Origin of the sequence: Chryseobacterium sp. Leaf404, from assembly GCF_001424145.1 — a bacterium.
Classification (GTDB): domain Bacteria; phylum Bacteroidota; class Bacteroidia; order Flavobacteriales; family Weeksellaceae; genus Chryseobacterium.
On the sequence record NZ_LMQM01000013.1, the window covers coordinates 23,002 to 41,678 of the forward strand.

The 18,677-nt window shown below is 36.6% G+C and carries 17 protein-coding genes; 9 read left to right on the forward strand and 8 right to left on the reverse strand.

Annotated features, from left to right (window positions below; translation table 11 throughout):
- Nucleotides 1-52 precede the first annotated feature (52 nt).
- The 4 genes from ASG31_RS14375 (at nucleotide 53) to ASG31_RS14390 (ending at nucleotide 3,172) form a co-directional block, all read left to right on the forward strand.
- Nucleotides 53-817 (forward strand): 3'-5' exonuclease, encoded by a 765-nt coding sequence (locus ASG31_RS14375; protein WP_056034120.1) that lies wholly within the window; start codon nucleotides 53-55, stop codon nucleotides 815-817.
- 411 nt (nucleotides 818-1,228) lie between these two features.
- Complete coding sequence (locus tag ASG31_RS14380) at nucleotides 1,229-1,627, forward strand: DUF2007 domain-containing protein (protein ID WP_056034123.1); 399 nt, start codon at nucleotides 1,229-1,231, stop codon at nucleotides 1,625-1,627.
- A 438-nt stretch (nucleotides 1,628-2,065) separates the two neighbouring features.
- A complete protein-coding gene (locus tag ASG31_RS14385; RefSeq protein ID WP_056034127.1) occupies nucleotides 2,066-2,671 on the forward strand; it encodes a fumarylacetoacetate hydrolase family protein in 606 nt (201 codons plus the stop codon).
- Nucleotides 2,672-2,734: 63 nt separating this feature from the next.
- Entirely contained in the window at nucleotides 2,735-3,172 is a 438-nt protein-coding gene (locus tag ASG31_RS14390; RefSeq protein ID WP_056034131.1) for a universal stress protein, read from the forward strand.
- Nucleotides 3,173-3,237: 65 nt separating this feature from the next.
- On the opposite strand, the gene ASG31_RS14395 is transcribed toward ASG31_RS14390, so the two are convergent.
- On the reverse strand, nucleotides 3,238-3,471 hold the full coding sequence (locus tag ASG31_RS14395) for a DUF6341 family protein (RefSeq protein WP_056034133.1): 234 nt from the start codon (nucleotides 3,469-3,471) through the stop codon (nucleotides 3,238-3,240).
- 42 nt (nucleotides 3,472-3,513) lie between these two features.
- Here ASG31_RS14395 and ASG31_RS14400 point away from each other — a divergent pair, with 42 nt between their 5' ends.
- Nucleotides 3,514-4,419, forward strand: coding sequence for a DUF6427 family protein (locus ASG31_RS14400; protein WP_056034136.1), 906 nt, complete (start codon nucleotides 3,514-3,516; stop codon nucleotides 4,417-4,419).
- A gap of 11 nt (nucleotides 4,420-4,430) precedes the next feature.
- Nucleotides 4,431-5,015 (forward strand): DUF3109 family protein, encoded by a 585-nt coding sequence (locus tag ASG31_RS14405; protein ID WP_056034139.1) that lies wholly within the window; start codon nucleotides 4,431-4,433, stop codon nucleotides 5,013-5,015.
- Nucleotides 5,016-5,367: 352 nt separating this feature from the next.
- Here the strand turns inward: ASG31_RS14405 and ASG31_RS14410 are convergent, their stop codons facing one another.
- Complete coding sequence (locus ASG31_RS14410; RefSeq protein ID WP_056034733.1) at nucleotides 5,368-8,220, reverse strand: M16 family metallopeptidase; 2,853 nt, start codon at nucleotides 8,218-8,220, stop codon at nucleotides 5,368-5,370.
- A gap of 181 nt (nucleotides 8,221-8,401) precedes the next feature.
- Nucleotides 8,402-9,094, reverse strand: a complete 693-nt coding sequence (locus ASG31_RS14415; protein ID WP_056034142.1) for a hypothetical protein — start codon at nucleotides 9,092-9,094, stop codon at nucleotides 8,402-8,404.
- A 188-nt stretch (nucleotides 9,095-9,282) separates the two neighbouring features.
- Between ASG31_RS14415 and ASG31_RS14420 the strand changes: the two genes are divergently transcribed.
- The gene (locus ASG31_RS14420; protein WP_131725559.1) at nucleotides 9,283-9,789 is read left to right on the forward strand and encodes a hypothetical protein; all 507 of its coding nucleotides are present in this window, start codon (nucleotides 9,283-9,285) and stop codon (nucleotides 9,787-9,789) included.
- Nucleotides 9,790-10,025: 236 nt separating this feature from the next.
- Nucleotides 10,026-10,673, forward strand: coding sequence for a hypothetical protein (locus tag ASG31_RS14425; RefSeq protein ID WP_056034146.1), 648 nt, complete (start codon nucleotides 10,026-10,028; stop codon nucleotides 10,671-10,673).
- A 295-nt stretch (nucleotides 10,674-10,968) separates the two neighbouring features.
- Here the strand turns inward: ASG31_RS14425 and ASG31_RS14430 are convergent, their stop codons facing one another.
- The gene (locus ASG31_RS14430) at nucleotides 10,969-11,931 is read right to left on the reverse strand and encodes a T9SS type A sorting domain-containing protein (protein ID WP_082504595.1); all 963 of its coding nucleotides are present in this window, start codon (nucleotides 11,929-11,931) and stop codon (nucleotides 10,969-10,971) included.
- A 316-nt stretch (nucleotides 11,932-12,247) separates the two neighbouring features.
- On the opposite strand from ASG31_RS14430, the gene ASG31_RS14435 reads away from it, so the two are divergent.
- Nucleotides 12,248-12,613, forward strand: coding sequence for an NTF2 fold immunity protein (locus ASG31_RS14435; protein WP_157844475.1), 366 nt, complete (start codon nucleotides 12,248-12,250; stop codon nucleotides 12,611-12,613).
- A gap of 285 nt (nucleotides 12,614-12,898) precedes the next feature.
- Here ASG31_RS14435 and ASG31_RS14440 read toward each other — a convergent pair whose 3' ends face one another.
- From ASG31_RS14440 to ASG31_RS14460, 4 genes are all read right to left on the reverse strand, one after another.
- On the reverse strand, nucleotides 12,899-14,233 hold the full coding sequence (locus tag ASG31_RS14440) for a trigger factor (protein ID WP_056034153.1): 1,335 nt from the start codon (nucleotides 14,231-14,233) through the stop codon (nucleotides 12,899-12,901).
- 140 nt (nucleotides 14,234-14,373) lie between these two features.
- Nucleotides 14,374-14,931 carry a hypothetical protein gene (locus tag ASG31_RS14445; protein WP_131725560.1) on the reverse strand — a complete coding sequence of 186 codons (558 nt, stop codon included), beginning with the start codon at nucleotides 14,929-14,931 and terminating at the stop codon, nucleotides 14,374-14,376.
- A gap of 217 nt (nucleotides 14,932-15,148) precedes the next feature.
- Nucleotides 15,149-17,530, reverse strand: coding sequence for a TonB-dependent receptor (locus ASG31_RS14450; protein ID WP_056034159.1), 2,382 nt, complete (start codon nucleotides 17,528-17,530; stop codon nucleotides 15,149-15,151).
- Nucleotides 17,531-18,100: 570 nt separating this feature from the next.
- Complete coding sequence (locus ASG31_RS14460) at nucleotides 18,101-18,409, reverse strand: hypothetical protein (RefSeq protein ID WP_231433762.1); 309 nt, start codon at nucleotides 18,407-18,409, stop codon at nucleotides 18,101-18,103.
- Between the last annotated feature and the right edge of the window lie 268 nt (nucleotides 18,410-18,677).

Here is an 18,677-nt window from a genome sequence, read left to right on the forward strand (position 1 = left end):
ATTAAATTAAATTTTCAAATTAACCCGTTCTCAAATTTTCAAATTAAACATCATGAACTTAAAACTATATAAACCCCTTTGCGTTTTCGACCTTGAAACAACAGGAACCAACGTCGGAAAAGACCGCATAGTTGAAATCTGCATCCTGAAAGTAAACCCAGATTCATCAAGAGAAAGCAAAACATGGAAAGTTAATCCTGAAATGCCGATTCCCGCAGAATCGAGTGCTGTACACGGAATTTACGATGAAGATGTGAAAGATGCACCAACTTTCAGAGAAATTGCCTCAAAAGTGGTTGAGATGATTACCGGTGCTGATTTGGGAGGATTTAATTCTAACCGTTTTGATGTTCCTTTATTGGCGGAAGAATTGCTTCGTGCAGATTTTGATTTTGATTTAAGCAAATTCAAATTAGTGGATGCACAAACCATTTACCACAAAAAAGAGCCCCGAAATCTTGGTGCAGCCTATCAGTTTTACTGTGGTAAAGTTTTGGAAAACGCCCACTCGGCTGAAGCGGATGTGATGGCAACGTTTGAAGTTCTGGACGCCCAGGTTGGAAAATATGAAGACATTCCAAATGAAATCAATGCTTTAAGTGAATTTACTTTCCACAACAAAAACGCTGACCTTGCCGGTTTTATCGGAATTAATGATAAAGATATTCCTGTTTTCAACTTTGGAAAATACAAAGGTCAGGCAGTAAAAGATGTGTTTAATAAAGATTTAGGATATTACGGATGGCTGCAGAATGCCGATTTCCCGTTGTACACAAAGAAAGTTTTTACTAAAATTCAGCTGACGGGCAAGGCTTGATTTAACCACAAATCGAAGATTATCTCCTTACAGTCGATCAATGTTATTTCGATGGAGTCAAAAATCACAAAAGTTTTTTAGGTTTAGATTTATGGTTCTGATTTGTTAAAGTTCAAATAAGGTTTGAAAACATTTTGACACATAAGTCACATTAGTTTTTTTTTAAAATCTTTGTGAAGAATTAGAATACTTAAGATTGAAAATCGAAGATTTTCTTTTGGGGTGAACACTTTGGACACCTGCTTTAAAAGTTAATAGCCACGAATGCACGAATTTTTATTGTAATGCGCTATGTAAATTTATTCGTGTGTTCGTGGGAAAACCTGTGGAATCCGTGAAATCTGTGTGACACAAAACATTCGTGGCACAGAAATCTGTATATTCTTTGGGAAACAAAAAATTAAAAAAAGTATGAGTGATTTAGTTAAATTCAAATTCTACGAAACTGCTTTGGAAGCCAACCGCGATAAGCAGATTTTGGCTGAAAGCGGCATCAACAGTTTTATTGCCAACGAACAGCTGATACAGTCGGATTGGTTGCTTTCGCAGGCTGTTGGCGGAATTCAGTTACAGGTTTTTGAAGAAGATATTGAAAAAGCCGGACAGGTTTTGAAAGACTACAAGGAAAACGACGAATTTGCACTTGAAGTAGATCATACCATCGAGAATCCGGATTTTGATTTTGTCTGTCCAAAATGCGGCTCAAATCATCTCTACAAAGATGACAGCTCGACGAGTTTCTTCGGAATATCAGTTCTGTCGAGTGAAAATTATATCTGCTATTATTGTGGGAATAAGTTTAAGCATTGAGAAGATGGAAGCGGGAAGTTGGAAGATGGGAATAGGAAGATTAAAATAATGAAAATATCGGATTATTCACAACCGATAAAAATTCCCCTACTTTGGAGGGGTGGCGAAAAATCTTTGATTTTTTGACGGGGTGGTTTACCACGTTTTTTGCTAATATGGCTAGAAATTTCAATTTAAAACAAAAAATTGAAAAGAATATACCATCTTAACTAGCCCCGATTGCAGCGGCATCCTTTTTTGTTATTGCGATGGCGTAAAATTCAACGGATTTCTTCACTTTGTTCGCAAGAACACAAAAGATACAGCGGAAAGCGGGAAAAAGCTCCCGAAAAAATAAGTAATGAGTAATCATTAATGAGTAATAAATTGAGGATGAAGTGATATTGCTATCCCGAATGGTTCGGGACAGACTGTTCCTCGAAATGACATATAAATTTTATGAAAATAATCTGCATAGGAAGAAATTACAGCGAGCACGCTAAAGAACTGGGAAATGCAATTCCCGATAAACCGGTGATTTTTATGAAACCCGATACAGCGGTTTTGAAAGGAAATGATTTTTATATTCCTGAGTTTTCGAATGATGTGCATTACGAGCTTGAAGTAGTAGTAAAAATCTCAAAAGGCGGAAAATACATTCAGAAAGAAGCGGCTCATAAACATTATGATGAAATCGGTTTAGGAATTGATTTTACTGCGAGGGATTTGCAAAGCGACCTGAAATCCAAAGGTCTTCCTTGGGAACTGGCGAAAGGGTTTGACGGTTCTGCAGTTGTGGGAAGTTTCTTTAAAAAGGAAAACTACAATCTTGAATCTTTGAATTTTTCACTTTTAAAGAACAGAGAGAAAGTTCAGGATGGAAATTCAAAAGATATGATTTTTACGGTTGACGACATTATTGCTTTCGTCTCTCAATATTTTACACTGAGAGTCGGAGACTTGATTTTTACAGGAACTCCGGCTGGCGTTGGGAAAGTTTCTGAGAACGATATTTTGGAAGCTTTTCTGGAAGATGAGAAAGTTTTGGATTTGAGAATCCTTTAAAATTTCTTTTTCGGCATTATTTTTTGTATCTTTAGAATAACCAAAACCTCAAAATTTAAAGTTATGATTAACATTGTATTGCCCGTAGATTTCGGAGATAAAACAGAACATCTGGTAGAAGGAGCCATAAAATTTGCCAAACAGATGGGAGCAAAAATCAATCTTATACACGTTGCACCTATGGAAATTGGTTTTGCAATCGGCGACATGGGTTACCAGTATTTTCCTGAGATTGAAGAAAACGAAATAAGAGAAGAGCTGGTACTGCTGAACAAAATAAATCAGAGAATTCTTTCACAAGGGGTGGAATGTGAACATTTATTGAAACAGGGTGTTGCGAAGGACATCATTCTGGAATACGCTGACGATAAAAAAGCAGATTATATTGTAATGGGCTCCCATGGCAGAAGTGGAATCTATGATGTTTTCGTAGGCAGTTTAACCAAAGGGATTACGAGAGATTCTAAAATTCCTGTGCTGGTATTGCCGATACATGAATAAAAGTATAAACGTAAAAAGACCGATCAAATAAAATTTGACCGGTCTTTTTCTATATAACCAATTAATTAACCTTCTTTTTTGTAGATCGTAGGATCGTAGTAAGGATGCTTTCCTTCTGTAGGAGAATAATATTCTTTGTCTTTATCGCCACCCAATGTTACTACTAAAACGTAGCACCAATATGTAAAAAGCACACAGCAAACGAAGAATAGAACCCAGTTTAAAACATTTCCGAAGGTGTCGTAAAAACCGAAAGATGCTCTGAAAACTTTACTTAAGAATAGAAAGAAAGACGTCATTATTTTCCTTTTTTAAATTAACTTTGCACAAATTTATAAAAAATGTTTAGATTACTTTCAAAAGAAAGCAATATTTTTTCAATTCCTGTTTACATTGGCTTTCTTCTTTTAATCGTAATCATATTCAATATTCTTGATTTCAGTACTTTAGGTGCTGTCACAACGGCAATTACTTTTTTAGGTGTTGCCCTTGCTTATTTCTGTTTCAACAGCATTGCGCTGAATTACCATACACATCTGCCACTTCTACTCTATACGTTTTTCATTTTCGGTCTTTATCCCGGTCATGTTGACCTGGGTGTTGCAGTAGCTTTGCTTACCAATTCTTTCCTTCTGCTTCTACTTACAAGCACCAATGAGGATCTGAGAAAAAAATCTTATGTTTTGGTGGGAGCTATCATATCGCTGAATTTTATTTTCCTTCCTACAACGTGGCCTATGGCAGTTTTTGTACTCATCCACGTTATTGCAACTTCAGAGCGTGTGGGGCTGAATATTTTCAGATTTCTGCTGGGAGTAATTTTAATTATGCTCAGTTACTTTTCAGTCGCATATTTTTTGGATATGAGAGAGTGGAATGCCATCTACTTTCCCTTCGGCAAAATGTGGCTCAATGAAGATTACCAGACCCTTCTCCCCCTCACACCTATTGCGCTGATGCTGATTTATGCGCTGTATGACCATTTTAAATATTACAATCAAAAAAGCCCTGTAAGCCGTTACAAATATACCTTTCTGCTTGTTTTTTCATTGGCTCAGCTTGTAACTATAATTTTATACATGAATAAAAATTATGAGTACCTGATGCTGCTTGCCTTTCCGTCTACCATAATAGTAAGCAGAATGCTGAGATTTATGCCCAAATACTGGATGAAAGAGGTAAGTTTCTGGCTTATTATAATAAGTCTTATTAGCTACAGAGCGGTGCTGGAACTTCAATTAATTTAATTTAAAAAAGTATGATTCAAATAGATGATAAATTAATTTCTGAAGATATTTTTTCTGAAGAGTTTGTCTGTAACCTTTCAAAATGCAAAGGTGCATGTTGCGTGGAAGGAGACGTGGGAGCACCTTTAGATCAAAATGAGCTTGAGATTTTAGACCGAATTTACGATAAAGTAAAACCTTATCTCACCGCTGAAGGCATCAAAGCTTTAGACGAGCAGGGAACCTGGACTACCGATCCATCAGACGGAATGTACGTAACTCCTATGGTGGAAAACCGCGAATGCGCCTATGTAACTTTTGACGAAAGAGGCATCACAAAATGCGGAATCGAAAAAGCCTATGAAGACGGCGCCGTGGATTGGCAGAAACCTATTTCGTGCCACCTCTACCCTATCAGAATTACAGAATATTCTACATTTTCTGCTCTTAATTACCACGAGTGGAAGGTCTGCAGCGATGCCTGTGCTTTGGGAAAAGAACTGCAGGTTCCCGTATATAAATTCCTTAAAACTCCACTGACGAGAAAGTATGGCGAAGATTTTTACACGACCTTGAGCGACGTTGCCGAGGAGTGGAAGAAGGAGTATGGAGCGTGATTGTGTGGGAGAGTTTGAGGGTTGGAGAGTCTTAGGGTTAAAGAGTTTGAGTGTTTTAATAGTTTAGTGGTTTAGTGGTTTAGTGGTTTAGTGGTTTAGTGGTAAATTACAGTATTAACGACCTTATAGAAATTTTTGTGGTGGAGAAGAAAGATTCAAAAATCTCAGCACATGAAAGTCCCAAAGGGACGATTTAATAAAGAATAGGATGCAATCCTATTATCATTTATCGATACCATTACCAATACAACTACCGATACAATTACCAATAATAATCAATAGAAAATTTAATAAAAAACAAAACCACCACAGAATTATCTGCGGGGGTTTTTCATTTGTAACCGTACAAAAACTATTTCGCTACAGTGGCTTTTACAGCTGCTGGGGATTCTGCTTTTGGAGCATTCTGCCAGCCGTCTTCAGGCATTAGCATTGCAACAATTCTGTTTTTAGTAAGATATTTTTTTGCTACATCCTGAAGGTCTTTCACCGTAAGTGCTTTTACTTTTTCCTGATAATTCAGGATTTCATATCTGTCGCTGCCGTCAAGTTGGTTTTTAGCCAGATTGTTCATCCAATATCCATTGTCTTTCATATTGGTTTTGTCGTCGTTATACTCGCCTTCTTTGTATTTATCAAGATCTTTCTGTTCCGGGCCTTTATCAATCAATTTCTGAAGTTCTGTGATTGCACTTTTCGTAAGTTTCTCTGCATTTTCAGGACCGCACGGGAAACTCAAACTGAAACTGTACATATTGTAAGGCACTTTGCTCATACTTCCTCTTGCACCGCCGCCGTAGATTCCACTCTCGTCTTCTCTTAATTTTTCTATTACTTTAATGGTAGCCACTTCGCCTAATGCTTCTAATGCAATAGCTTCTTTTTCATTGTAAGGAGTTTCTCCAGCGTACGAAATCGTTACCATACTTTTAGGATCTTTACCTTTTTTGTAGGTTTTCGTGAAGTCTCCGGTGGTCTGTCTGTAGCCGGTATCTTTAAAAGTGGTTGATTTACCTGTAGAAGGCAGACTTCCAATATACTGAAGAACTTCAGTTTTCAATTTAGCCTCATCCACATTTCCTACGAAATAGAAATGGAAATTTCCTGCGTTGCCGAATTTTTCTTTGTAAATATCATAAGCTTTCTTATAATCTGTCGCTGCCCATTCTTTTTCCATAGGAATAATTCCCACGAATCTTGGGTTCTTCTGATTCATAAATTTAGCATGCTCGCTTGAAAAATAGAATTGCGGATTAGACAACATGTTATCCAGCATAGCAGACTGCTTGGTTTTGAAAGCACCAAAAGCTTCCGGACTGTAATTTAAACCTGTGAAATAAGCATACACCATTTCCATGGCAGCAGGAAGGTCTTTCTGTGTCGTTCTTCCGTTGATTCCTTCTGTTAAATTACCAATAAATGGATTTACACTCACTTGCTTTCCTGCAAGATAATTGGTAAGATCTCCTTTAGACAGACCATTTACACCAGCTTCAGCCAAAGCAGAATATGCAAACTGTGTCTTATTAAAATCTGCATCATTAATCAAAGAACTTCCACCCAGACTTCTTGCTGTGAAAACAATTTCATCATCTTTAAAATCAGTTTTTTTGAAAGTAACTTTCGCTCCGTTGCTTAGAGTCCAGGTTGTAGTTCCCAGTTTTGCATCGGTTTCAGTTTTGGCAATTTTAGCGTCAGATTTGAATGGTTTTACCAAATTTTTAACTGCAGCTTTTTCTTCGTAAGGTTTCAGATCAGCCAGTTTCACATCGTCAAAAGCCTTCAGAACAGCAGCTTCCGTAGGCATTGTAACATTGTCTTTTTTGGGACCTGTGATTACAATTACTCTGCTGTCGTCCGTAACCATTTTTTTGATGATATCGTTAGTCTGGGCCAATGTTACAGAGGGTAAAAATGTTTCTGTATCTTCATATTCCCATGCGATTCCCGGCATTGGCTCTTTTTCTAAGAAATTTCTTACGTATTCGTCAACCAAAACATCGCTTTCAGTTTTGTCGCGGTTGTTGTACGTTCTTTCCACGTTAGACATGATCTGAGCTTTTGCTCTGTCTAATTCACCCTGAGTAAACCCGAACTTTCTGGCTCTTTCACTTTCTTCCAAAAGCACTTTCAAAGCATTAATCTGAGTTCCTTCTTTTACCATTGCAAACCCCTGGAAAGCTTCTTTGGTTCTTGCGTAAGTTCCTCCGTGATAAACAGATCCGAAAGTAAATGGAGGATTATTAGAATTAATTAATTCACGTAATCTGTTATTCAGCATCGTTGAAGCCAGATTTTTCACTAAACTTTCATTGTACTGCTGAACCGTTACATCCGGCTGATAAGCATCTGAATCTTTCATAATAAACTGAACCATAGAATTGGTTGCATCAGGATCAGTTTCTATCGCTACCAAAGTTTCTTTGTGACTTGGAAGATCAAATACTTTTCTTTCTCTCGGTTTAGAAGGGTTTTTGTATTTACCGAAATTATCTTTAATCTTCTTTTCAACCTCATCAACGTTAATGTCTCCCACTACAACAATCGCCATCAGATCCGGTCTGTACCAGTCTTTGTGAAACTGTCTGATGACATCCGGCTTAAAGTTTTGAAGAACCTCTTTTGTCCCGATAGGAAGTCTGTTGGCGTACTGTGATTTGTAGAGCATCTTAGGAAGATACTTGTCAGACATTCTTTTGTCTGCACCCAAGCCCAACCTCAATTCTTCCAAAACCACACCTCTTTCTTTGTTGATCTGCTCATCAGTAAGGGTTGCATTGAAAGCCCAGTCTTCCATTACTTTCAGACCGGAATCCAGATTTCCCGGCTTGTCTAATGGTACAGGAAGCATGTAGACCGTTTCGTCAAAACTTGTGTAAGCATTTAAGTGCTGTCCGAATTTCACACCGATAGACTGTAGAAAATCCACCAGCTTATTATCAGGGAAGTTTTTGGTTCCGTTGAAGTTCATGTGCTCCATAAAGTGAGCAAGACCTCTCTGGTTTTCGTCTTCAAGAATAGATCCGGCGTTGATTGCCAGTCTGAAGTCTACTTTTTTCTCCGGTAAAGTGTTTTTTTTGATGTAATACTTCATCCCGTTCGGAAGAGTACCTGTTTTTACAGAAGGATCCATTGGGATATCCTGAGCAAAAGCCATAGACGACATTAAAACTACTGCCGCTACGGACGATAAAATTTTTTTCATGTTTGATTTTTTTTGATACGTTTTAGTTAACGTGATAAAATTAAAAAAATTATTCACGTCAAAAAGAAAATTAAACACGGCGGTGAGTTAAAATATAGTTAAATAAAAAACCGGAAGAGTTTCCGGATCATAGTGAGTTCTTTACGATATTAATATGAAGGTTTAAACATCATAAGTAAACTTAGTCTGTTTTAAAATCCGCATCAGAAACACCGGAATTCAGAATAATTTTTGTGGTTTTGATAGAAATTGTTTGTCCTTTCCTGTCTGCTTCCACTAATTCCGGAAATTTGATTCCCTCAACAGTCATGTAACTTTTAACTGTAGAATTACTGCCTCCGTTGATTTCGGATTTATAAAGAAGACCGGTGGCGGCATCAAAAAAATACCTGCCTTTGGCTGAAGTAAGAACATGGTAGTTTTTACCATCTATCTGTTCTGATGTAACTCCTGTAAAGGTAGACGCTTCATAATTGAGAGCATCCAGCATTCTTTTAGTTTTAAGATCGGATATCGTCATGGCTGGAATTTCCGTTTTCATTCCTTTCTGTTCCAAAATCCCCCTTTTACCATCAAAAACCTGGCTCACTTTAGTTCCCATGATATCCTGAACTGAGTTGAATTTATTTCCCATTTTTTTTGTTGTCATCTTTACCTCCGCATTTGGTGCAGACATGGTATTCTCAATAATGATCGTCTTCAAAGATTCAAGTTTAGCTCTGCCACCCAATGCTGTAAGATAATTATCTATAACTTTTTTAGCGGTCATTTGAGAGCTTGCAGATGATGCTCCTGATGTGGAATTTATCTTCTGTGCTGAAAATGGTTCGGAAAGCGTGAGAATCAATATAAATGGAAGAATGATTTTTTTCATTTTAAATTAAATTTTGTGGGTAAAGATAGGGAATTTGAATTTCCGAAAAGACGCGCTTTATAACTCTAAATACAATTATTCAGCAAGTCAAATCCTCGCTACACCCATTGTTCATTTCTTTTAAATCATCTTATCTCTATATTTGATCATCATTAAACTGAAATAAAATGCTGAAATCTAAAAACTTTTTGATACTCATAACACTTTTAGTATCTGTCTTCATTCATGCTCAGGCTTCCGGAAGTACAGATTTTAAATTCAAAGTAAAGTTTGATAAAGACATCCCTGCAGACAAAATTGAAGTTTTACATTTCAGGAACGGTGGCAATTATTTTGAAAAAATAAACCTTAAACGAAACATCACCACCAATGAAATTGAACTTTCCGGAAGAAATCATTATATCGTTGGGGCTCAGTTTCCCTTAATTGTATTTAGCTTTAGAGAAAGAAAGAATGATTATTACGAGCCTGAAAAAAAGATTGAAACGTTGAATTTCTTTTATCTGAAAATTGCAAAAGATAAGATTGGGGATATCGATAAAGAAATCAAATTTACCCGTCAGTTTTCGGCTCTTACAGTTGATTACAAATATATAAAGGAAAAAATTGTGTATACCATTGTAGCAAAAGAATCAGATTATCTACAGAACGAGATTCCTGTACTCAGTGAGCTGGTAAAAGTGGATGAAAATTAAGCGTAACATTGTGGTTTACTAAAAAACAGCAAAACCCTACAACGCGGATTTGAACTGCGACTGTATGTACTAAGCAAAGATATTAAATTTGCACTATCGAAGTTTTGGATTTGTAGATTGGTTTTGGGATACTTGGCGGGATAGGTTTTCTGTTCCTGATGTAAATTTAAATTTGCTGTAATTGTTTATTTGAATATTTTTATTGAAATTATAGTTGACGCAATGCGTGAAGCTGAATGTTAGCAGAAAGTTTTTCCAAGAATATGGTTAAAAGAAAAGTACTAGAAAAATTAAGTAATATTGAACTTGAAAAGTATATAAAAACCGAAAGTAGATTTGTTGCTGATGCAATTGAAATTGCCTATGAAATATTAAAATCTAGAGGAAGAACATTTACTGAAATAGAAAATGAACAAATTCAAAATTTAATTGAAAACAAAAAAGATAGTGAATCAAAATATGAAGAAATTAAAAATAATGGTTGGGATAAAAATTACTCGGAAGATGAAAATGCAGTAGAACTATATACGAATAGAGTAATTTGGATTTATTGTTTACTTGTAGGGGTAATTTTAGGTTCATTTTTACAAGTTTATAACTTCATCAAATTAAAGAGAACTAAAGCCGCTATCGTAACTTTAGTATTTGGAATTGTATATTCAACCTCTCAAGTAATTATAATGAACTATATTGGTGACGTAAAATACGGTAGATATTCACTTAGAATATTTCTTTCTGGAGTTGGAGCGCTTGGATTAATAGCTATTAAAGAGAATTTATTTAAGGATTCAACTGAGTATCGAGCAAAATCTCTTACATTACCTGTAATTATCGCAGTATTAATACACATTTACTTAATCTATACTATCTTTTTTGAATCCTAAAAAAAAGCGATGATGTAGATTTACAATCCGTGACTTTACACAATGAATGTTATTAAAATATAAGAGTCACCAGTGTAAGTTAGAAATAAGCACGGATTGCAAATCCGCGCTATCGAAAGAGATTGCTTCCCAGAAGAATCGGGACAGGTTGTTCCTCGCAATGACGCCGTAAAACAACATCTCGCAATAACGAATACAAACAACAAAACCCACCAAGGCGGTGGGTTTTGATATATTAAAAAAGAGAAAATTACTTCTTCAATTCTTCCAAAAATCTCCTTGAGAGATTACTTTTTTATTGTTTTACAAATCTCGTAGAAGTGATATTTCCTTTTTTATCCAGCATCTGCAAAATATAAACCCCTTTGGGCAAAGAGGTAACATTTAGCTGAGGTGTGGGTACGCTGTTTTTTTGCGTCATCAACTTCTGGCCCGCAAAATTATAAATATTTAATTCCGTGATCTCTGTGGCAGATTTTACATACAGATTATCTGTTACCGGGTTTGGGTAAACAGATAAACCATCATCTAACGTTACAGATTTCACTCCAAGCGTATCAGCAGAATTAATTTTTACATAGGAAAAATTACCATTGGTTACGTTACCCGTTCCCTGCCAACAGGCGGAGAACAGAGTTCCATAACCAGCTCCAGTATTTGTACTTGTTACAGAATGTGTGGATGTGGAAGTGGTATTACTGCCCAAATGGCGGATTTCAATGATCAGATTTCCTCCATTATAAAGATAAGGGGTATCAAACATTAATGCATAGCTGAAAGCGTTGGGATCAGAACCAGCCGTTAAAGATCCTGCCGGTATCACCAGACTTCCTGATTTTACCATCGTTTGCGTTCCCACGATATTCGCAGAAAAATTAAGCTGCCTGTTAGCGGGATCTACACCGTTACTTAAATAAATTTCATAGCTCCCGTAAGTTGCATCCACCGGAGGCCATGATGCACTGGCAGAAGCGCTTAATCTGAAAGAAATAGAAGTAAGATATTTGCCGGATAGACTCGCAACTTGAGAATCATCAATCAGCATCTGATATGTTCTTGCTGCATTTGCCAACGGCCCTAAAAATGTACCGCTAACATTACTGTCTGGGACAGTTTGTGAGGTCTGCGCATAAACATTGGAAATCAACCCCATCATTGCTATCAACACTACAGTTACCAAAGTTTTGAACCTGCCTTGTAAATGCAAAAAACCTGAAATTACAGATAGGTTTTGAATAAAGAGTAAACTTATTTTCATACTTTAATTTTTTAATTATCAGAAAGATACAATTTTATTTTGAAAACTAAGCGTGTATTTTATTAAAAACACTATAGCTTCAAATCTCGATGTAAATGATGTTTCGCCGCTGCAAAGTCTCATGACTGTGGGCAAAATCATAAAAAACAATTATGAAGACCCTCAATATGAATTAAATTTGCTGTAATTGTATATTTGAGTATTTTTATTGAAAATATAGTTTGGATTAACGGAATACGTGAAGCTAAATGTTAGCAACAATAGTAAAACGATACAAACAATCATACGAATGATAAACTTAAAATCTGTATTCTTTTTGGCACTACTGACAATTTCCTCAACTGCTTGTGGGCAAAATAAAAGTGAACGCCTTATTCTTGGAAAATCATACGCTCAACAAGAATTAAAATCTGCACTAACTGACAAAGAGCAACATAATGTTATTGACAATAAATCTGTAATTATTAAAGACAGTTTAACCGCAATTAATACAGCCGAAGCAATTCTTTTCAGCATTTATGGAAAAGATAACATAACTAAACAACGACCTTACGAAACTTATTTAATAGACAATCATTGGGTAATAAGTGGAACACTTCCAAAAGGATATTTAGGCGGTACATTCTTAATAATTATAAATGCGTTTGATAATAAAATTATTAAAATAACTCACGGAAAATAAAAACTATCAAGCTAAACGAAAACTACTGGTGCTAACCCGATGTCGCGGATTTGCAATCCGTGACTTTACACAATGAACGTTATTAAAATATTATAGTCACCAGTGTAAGTTAGAAATAAGCACGGATCGCAAATCCGCGCTATCGAAAGAGATTACTTCCCAGAAGAATCGGGACAGGCTGAGCCTCGCAATGACGCCTTAAAACAACATCTCGCAATAACGGATACAAACAAACAACAAAACCCACCAAATCGGTGGGTTTTGATATATTTAAAAATAGAAAAATTACTTTTTCAATTCTTCCAAAAACTCGTCGTGAGAGATCGCAGTTTCTTTTTTAGTCGCTTTTTCAAGGATTACGTCTTTCAACTTAGCCATAGCAACTTCAGAAGATAGCTGTCTTACCTGCTCCTGGTCTTTCAACATTTCAGCAGCATATTTCTGGATTTCCTCGTCACCTAAGTGGTGGATTCCGTAGATTGCCAACTGATTTCTTACCAACTGCTCAGCCTGACCCAAAACATCTGTGTAATCAATTTTCACATCATTTTCAGACATTAATTTGCCTTCGATGATCTGATATTTTAACTGACTTTTTTCTGCTTCAAGGATTTCTTTTGCCTGCTCTTCAGTTTGTACATTCTGATTAGAGAATACCAACCATTTCGTAAGGAAAGCTTCAGGAAGTTTTACTTCTTCTTTTTCTGTAACCTGCTCCAACACTTTGTTTACGAAGTGTACGTCTGCATTCTGCTGGAAATATTCGTCTAATTCTGTTTTTACTTTTTCTTTAAGCTCTTCTTCAGATTTAATTGCGTCTGCACCGTAAACTTTATCAAAAAGATCCTGGTTCAGTTCAGCTAATTTTAAACTGTAGAAATCCTTAACTTTTACCTCTACTTCTGCGTGGTGTAAGTGCTCAGCTTCCTCTTTTGAGAAACCTAATTCTTTCGCAAGATCTTCATTTGAAGTTAAAGTTTCTTTAGATACTTTCACAGATTCGTCCATTTTCAAAGACTTCACCAGTTTGAAAGCTTCTTTGTTTTCTGCACTGATCAAAGCACTTTTTGGAGCGTGGTTATGCTCACCTTCAGCACCCTCTTCCACTACCTGAGAGATCTCAAGAGCTACATAAGAATCTTTGGTGATTTTTTCCTGAGGCTCCTGCTCTGCGAAACGCTTCTGCATATTTTCGATGCTTTTGCTGATTTCTTTTTCTGAAGCTTCTACTTTGTAGTGAGGCGCTTCATATTTAGCAAGATCGATAGAAAATTCAGGCTCGAAACCAACTTCAAAAGCCACCTCGATTTTCTCTGCATTGTGGTTGAATTCGTTTACCGGCTGAGGAACTGGCTGACCTACCAATCTCAGTTTGTTTTCGTTTACGTAGTTATTAAGAGCATCAGAAACCTGCTTGTTGATTTCTTCAAAAGCAATTCCTGCTTCATATTGTCTTTTCACCATGCTCAAAGGCACTTTTCCTTTTCTGAATCCAGGAACCTGCGCATTTTTAGCATAGTTCATCAACTGCTTTTCTACTTTATCTTTGTAGTCAGATTTTTCTAATGTAACAGTAAGCAATGCACTTACATCATCATGATTTTGAGCTGTAACGTTCATTATCGATTAAAATTTTAGGTTGCAAAAATATGAATTTTTTATTAAAACAAGCGATTCCTTTTGTTATAATACGTTAAAATAAAAAAGACACTATCAAAATAATGTCTTTTTATGATAATAAAATAGATGTGAATCAGATTTTAGTGAGCGTCAACCGTAATATCAACGTCGGTTTCGCCTCCCTGGGTCTGCCCGAGCTGATTGGTTACGGAAGGATAATTCTGATTAACTGAAACCGGAAGGTGAATTAATTTGATGTTCATTTTCCCAGTTGCCTGTGTAGAATTGACTGTCCATTCTGTTCTCAAACCAAGCTTCTGATTATCAGTTCTCACAATATCATTGGAACCCCTGATTACCGTAATATCTGCATTGGCAGGACTGTATGTAATGAAATGCTGGTCTTTTTCTTCTTCAATTTCCTCTGAAGAATCATAATGATCTTCATGTTTGATTTGAAAATCGAGCTCTGTGATGTAGGTTTTACCCTGTTCTAAATGCAAATGAGCATCTGCCACCCCAGAAATCACATTCACCGTCTGCACATCTGATGGATTAGCTTTATCGGTCAGTTTCAAAACCACTTTACCAATCTCGTCGTGCTCGTGAACATCTTCAGGAACTGCGTCGTCGTTTCTACAAGAGAAGATGAATAATGCTGCGAAAAGTACTAATGTAATGTTGAATATTTTTTTCATTTTAAATTTAATTTTAAGTTTTAATAATTTGTTTTTAATTTTAATTACGGACAACGCTTCGACGAGCTTGCCCGAATTTCATCAAAATTATTTACCCCGTCCCTAAAGGGTGTAATTTTGATGAAATTTTCAAGGCATTTTTCCTCCCTTTAGGGCTCGGGGTCAAGAAAAATGATTTGAAAATTTGATACGAATTCTTTTTAATAATCTCAGATAATTAGAAACTGTATTTAAGAGTAACCACAAAATTCCTTCCCGATTCAAACATATAATATCTGAGGCGGTTGAGATACTCGCGGTAATCTGTGTTGAAAATATTGTTGATTCTGAAGTTTAGATTCAGATTTTTAACAACGTCCGCTCCTACCGAAGCATGAAAAAGACTGAAAGCTGCCGGCGTAGAGCTGAAATCCACGATTTCATTTCTTTCCACACCATCTTTTATAAACGTCACCGGAAGATTTCTGATTGGATAACGGTTTTGCTTAAAAGTGTTTTCGTTTTCCAGACTGACATAGAAATTTTTAGGTTGGTTTAAATTGATCTGAATTGAATTTCTCAGTTTCGCAGGCGTCATCAAAATCAGAGGTTCGTTATTTGAAAGATCGTCACCTTTCAGAATACTGAATCCTGATTTCCATTTTAACTGATCCGTAATTGCCAATTCCGCATCGGCATCCAAACCGAAAATTCTCGCTTTGATCTGCTGATAAGACCAGACAGGAAAGACACCTCGGTTGGTATTCAAAATGCCTGTCGGGATTTGATTGACAAAATTATCAGACACCATCAGATATGGGCTGGCTTCAATATGAAGTCCTTTTAAAACATTAAACTGCCCAGCTAATGAAAGATTAACATTGTAAACAGTCTCTTTCTGAATGTTTAAATTTCCTTCTTCCATAATCGCCGCCGAATGATGCAGTCCATCTGAGAAAAGCTCTGCCGGATTGGGCGTTCTTTCTGCTCTTGAAAGATTCAGTTTTAGTTCTAAATTTTCAAGAGGCTTATAATTTAAACCCAGATTTGCCGAGAAATTATGATAATCAAGAATCGGTCTCGTTAAAGTTCTGCTTCCAGACTCGCTTACGACAAACTGCGGGAAAGTGTTCTCATAATTATCTTCCCATTTATCTGAATCATAATATTTGTAGGCATCGTATCTGCTGAAATCGTATCTCACAGCTGCTTCGGCATTTAATTTTGAATTAAATCTGTATTTAAAAACCGAAAAAGCACCTGCATCATAACGGTAATAATCAGGAATCAAACGTCTCGCTTTAGTTGCAGGATTCGGATAATTATCCTGAAAAGCTCCTGAAATCCCACTTTCCAGACTCCAGTTTCCTCTTTCCAAAAGATGAACAAGACTTGCAGAATGCGTAATTAATCTTAAATCCATCGATGGAAGATTGCTCAGTTCGCCTCTTCTGATGTCATATTCTTTTCTTCTATTCAGCTGAAAACTGTACTGGAAAGTCAGCTTCCCGAAATCCGCAAATCTTCTGTATGCTGAAAGTTTTGCAATATGATGCGCCACTTCCTGCTTCGGATTGTCGATATCATAAGTGAAGTTGTCTAAATAATAAGACTGTCCGAAATTTACGGCATTGTAGAAATCTTCAGGGCTTGCCAAATGCGCACCCGTGTAAATCCCGAACTCCTGATTGATACCGCTGTACGACACATCAAATCCCTGCAGAAAACTGTGTTTCCCGAATGAGAAATTAAAAGAATTAAATTCCTGTCCGGTATTCTGCAAAGTGTAATGCGGCATGTACAGATCGCCCGTTTTTCTGTACGAACCGCCCGTTTTTACAAACCATTGGTTCTTCCATGCTTTTGCGACATTGGCACCAATCTCGCCTCCTCTACCATTGGAAATTCCTGAAAGTCTCAGGCTTCCCATTATGGTATCTTTTTTTGGCAAAACTGCAGGTTCCAGAACGACTACGCCACCTACTCCTTCATTTCCATACTTCAGTGCTGATGCACCTTTGATAACATCGATGTGCTCGAAATCGTTCACATCAATGTTTGGAGCGTGCTCTACTCCCCATTCCTGCTCGGCCATTTTTACACCGTTGTTGATGATGGAAATACGGCTTCCGTAAAGTCCGCGGATAACGGGTTTTGTGATATTATTTCCCGTTTTCAAAGAGGAAACTCCGGAAATTCTGGACAAAAGATTTCCCAGATTTTCTGTGGAATTTCTTTCAATTTCAGACTTATCCAAAGTTGTCATAATTACGGAACCTTTCGTTTTGTGACTTCCGTGAATGGTCACGGTCTGGATTTCTCCCACGTGATGCTCTAATGTTATTGCCAGATGCAAATCTCTGTCGACTCCCACATTTTCAGTATAATCATCGCAGAGCGGATGTCTGGCTACGAGCTGATAATTTCCGGCAGGAACATTTGGGAAAGAAAATTTTCCCTTTTTATCGGTTTTAGTGGTAAAGTCTCCAATCTTGACCTCAGCATTTTCGAGCATAGTTTTGTCATGAAAATCCTGAACCGTTCCCTGCACTGTATATTTCTGCGCAGATACCAACGTCAGTCCAAAAAAGACCAACATCAGATTTATAATGTTTTTCATTACTTTTTGTAAAATGTATAATGTAAAAAGTACAGTGTACTTTGTTGAAATTTGAATTAAATTAAAGCATGTTTTGTAACAGCGAATTGCACGCAGCCCGACTTGAACGGAGCTCTTTTTGTTATTGCGATGCTGCAACAGCTAAACAATTTTACCACGTTGTTCGCAATAACAAAAAAGCGGGAGTGGAAGGCGGAAATAGCTGCCATAAAAAATCTGAATTTGCTATTCAACGAAGTCAAAAGCTGCCCAAATAATCATTATCATACAGATATTTCGGAGCTTTCGCACCTCTTTGAAAAGGAACCCGAACTCTTTTTCTAACAATATCTTAGTGCTTCGCACCTCATCGGAGAGTCGATTATGGGCACTAATTCCTAACAAGATTTCAAATCTTCGCTTCTTTTCTGATGTTGATTTCGCTAAATGCTGACATCAGAATTTCTAAATCTGATCTGCAATTTTGACATTACAATTCTACGATTTCGAAACTTTTGTGTTACAAAAAATGAATTTAATTAATTCAGGAAAGATTCCTCAAAACTCTTATGAATAGTGAGAAAAATAGAATTATGAAATTGCGGGAGGTCCCCGAAGTTGGAATGTAAATTTAGTTTGTGACCAGATTTTTTCCTGTACAGCTAAAATCTGCTCCGCTTCATGCGTATGTTTGATCAAATTGAAACTAAATTCCTGCGGTAAAACGGTATTTCCAGTGGCTAAAAAGTGACAGGCCAAACAGTCGCCAGCTTTTTCTTTGGCTTCAGTTTTGGAAATAGAATTTTCTGACTTTTTGAAGTGGAAACCTGCAAAAACATCTGAAGAGTCATGACTGTGAAAGCTAGAAGAAAACAGTGCAAAAAAGTATATCCCAAACATCAGTTTGGAGATAAAGCTCTTGAGTTGTCTGCTTTCCTTAAAAATCATCGTACAAAAATAAGGATAATATTTTAGAATTAAATTACAATATTATGTTAAATGAGGTTTGGGATGTTGCGGGAAAATTAAATTTGAGCAAATTTCACGTTATTGTAAGTTCAAGATATATAATCTCAAAGTTGTCGCTCCTATGGAGCTGTAATTTCATCACTCTTCCTTACTACAAAGGTTTTGCTCCTCTGGAGCAAACTTTTATTCACAAAAAAAG

Bases quoted from the DNA above. Each gene is read 5' to 3' on its own strand.
- ASG31_RS14390 (WP_056034131.1), top strand. From the start codon at position 2,735: ATGATTAACATTGTATTGCCCGTAGATTTCGGAGATAAAACAGAACAT.
- ASG31_RS14415 (WP_056034142.1), bottom strand. From the start codon at position 9,094: ATGAAAAAAATCATTCTTCCATTTATATTGATTCTCACGCTTTCCGAA.
- ASG31_RS14375 (WP_056034120.1), top strand. From the start codon at position 53: ATGAACTTAAAACTATATAAACCCCTTTGCGTTTTCGACCTTGAAACA.
- ASG31_RS14430 (WP_082504595.1), bottom strand. From the start codon at position 11,931: ATGAAAATAAGTTTACTCTTTATTCAAAACCTATCTGTAATTTCAGGT.
- ASG31_RS14450 (WP_056034159.1), bottom strand. From the start codon at position 17,530: ATGAAAAACATTATAAATCTGATGTTGGTCTTTTTTGGACTGACGTTG.
- ASG31_RS14440 (WP_056034153.1), bottom strand. From the start codon at position 14,233: ATGAACGTTACAGCTCAAAATCATGATGATGTAAGTGCATTGCTTACT.
- ASG31_RS14425 (WP_056034146.1), top strand. From the start codon at position 10,026: ATGTTAGCAGAAAGTTTTTCCAAGAATATGGTTAAAAGAAAAGTACTA.
- ASG31_RS14460 (WP_231433762.1), bottom strand. From the start codon at position 18,409: ATGTTTGGGATATACTTTTTTGCACTGTTTTCTTCTAGCTTTCACAGT.
- ASG31_RS14445 (WP_131725560.1), bottom strand. From the start codon at position 14,931: ATGAAAAAAATATTCAACATTACATTAGTACTTTTCGCAGCATTATTC.
- ASG31_RS14385 (WP_056034127.1), top strand. From the start codon at position 2,066: ATGAAAATAATCTGCATAGGAAGAAATTACAGCGAGCACGCTAAAGAA.
- ASG31_RS14395 (WP_056034133.1), bottom strand. From the start codon at position 3,471: ATGACGTCTTTCTTTCTATTCTTAAGTAAAGTTTTCAGAGCATCTTTC.
- ASG31_RS14410 (WP_056034733.1), bottom strand. From the start codon at position 8,220: ATGAAAAAAATTTTATCGTCCGTAGCGGCAGTAGTTTTAATGTCGTCT.
- ASG31_RS14400 (WP_056034136.1), top strand. From the start codon at position 3,514: ATGTTTAGATTACTTTCAAAAGAAAGCAATATTTTTTCAATTCCTGTT.
- ASG31_RS14380 (WP_056034123.1), top strand. From the start codon at position 1,229: ATGAGTGATTTAGTTAAATTCAAATTCTACGAAACTGCTTTGGAAGCC.
- ASG31_RS14405 (WP_056034139.1), top strand. From the start codon at position 4,431: ATGATTCAAATAGATGATAAATTAATTTCTGAAGATATTTTTTCTGAA.